The organism is Desulfovibrio sp. 1214_IL3152, assembly GCF_036763055.1.
Lineage (GTDB): Bacteria > Desulfobacterota > Desulfovibrionia > Desulfovibrionales > Desulfovibrionaceae > Desulfovibrio.
The window spans coordinates 1-1,293 of record NZ_JBAIYW010000042.1 but is presented as its reverse complement, the minus strand read 5'-3'; the positions used below and the strand labels follow the sequence as shown (position 1 = coordinate 1,293).

The following is a 1,293-nucleotide window of genomic DNA, read 5'->3' as shown; positions in this document are numbered from 1 at the left end:
GCCGCCTTTGTCCATAAGGTCGGCCATGACGCGCCGGGCCTTGTTGACGGGAATGGCAAAGCCGATGCCCCCGCCGCGGGAGTCGACCGCGGTATTGATGCCTATCAGCACGCCTTCAAGGTTCAGCAGGGGGCCGCCGCTGTTGCCGGGGTTGATGGCCGTGTCGGTCTGGATGAGGTCGGTAAAAGCGTTGTTGCGGCTGCGTATGGTTCGGCCCAGGGCGGAAACAACGCCCGTGGTCACCGTGTGGCTGAAGCCGAAAGGATTGCCGATGGCAATGACAGTTTCGCCGGGCAGGACATCGTCCGAATTACCCAGACTTACAGCGGGCAGGTCGCTGGCTCCCTTGATCTGCAGCACGGCTATATCAAAGTCCGTGTCAGCGCCGCACACAACGGCAGGATATTCGCGTCCGTCCAGCAGGCGCACCATGACTTCATCACCACCCGCTATGACGTGGGCGTTGGTGAGCACAAGCCCTTTCTTGCCGTCCACAATAACGCCGGAGCCGAGGCTTTCGCGTTTTTGTTTGCGGGGAGAAGCCGGACCGCCAAACCCCGGAAAACCCGGCCCCCGGCCAAAATCCGTTCCAAAGAACTGATCCAGCGGTGAAAGGTTTTGCCCGCGTATTACCTGCGTACTGGTGATATTGACCACTGCCGGGGCAACGGCCTGTACCGCGCGCACAACGGGAGTCAGACGCGGGCTGCCTTCCTGCGGGGCAGCGCCTGCCGCCTGGGGAATCAGACCAAACAAGCCGCCTGAAAGAAGTGTCAGCAGGGTCCAGTACAAAGCCCACGAGAGCGTGCGGTGGATGCCGCAAAAATGTCCGGGGCCGGAAAGCCGTCTGATGCCGGAAGGCACTCTTTTGTATATGGCTGTAAGAGATAAGGTCATTGTTGGTATCCCTTTTTGGAGCTTTTTACCCCGTTTATATAAGCATCGTGAACAGTTCGTAAAGGGCAGCGTGGCGTATTGCCGTAGAAAAGGTCCGGCCCTTGCGCAGGGTTGCCGGAAAGGCTAGAAAAAAAGCATGAACGACAACACTTTTTCATTTTCTTGCCCATCCTCCTGCCTGGAACGTATTTTCCCCGGTCTGCATATTGAGCCGGTGCGGCAGCAGGATATGGCCGCGGCTCAGGCCCATCTGGACAATCTTACCAAACCTCGGGGCAGCCTTGGCAGGCTTGAGGACCTGGCTCGCAGGGTTTACGCCATGCGCCGGGGACAAACGCCTTTGAGCGTCAGCCCGGCCCTCATGCTGACAGTGGCCGGTGACCACGGCGTGGCGGA

The 1,293-nt window shown here is 59.5% G+C and carries 2 protein-coding genes; one reads left to right on the top strand and one right to left on the bottom strand.

Going from position 1 to position 1,293, the window contains the following annotated elements; all coding sequences use genetic code 11:
• Nucleotides 1-897 (bottom strand): S1C family serine protease (locus V6C07_RS00850; protein ID WP_333534501.1); only part of this gene is annotated, 897 nt, incomplete at its 3' end.
• 136 nt (nucleotides 898-1,033) lie between these two features.
• On the opposite strand from V6C07_RS00850, the gene V6C07_RS00845 reads away from it, so the two are divergent.
• On the top strand, nucleotides 1,034-1,293 hold a 260-nt coding region (locus V6C07_RS00845), incomplete at its 3' end, for a nicotinate-nucleotide--dimethylbenzimidazole phosphoribosyltransferase (protein ID WP_333534499.1).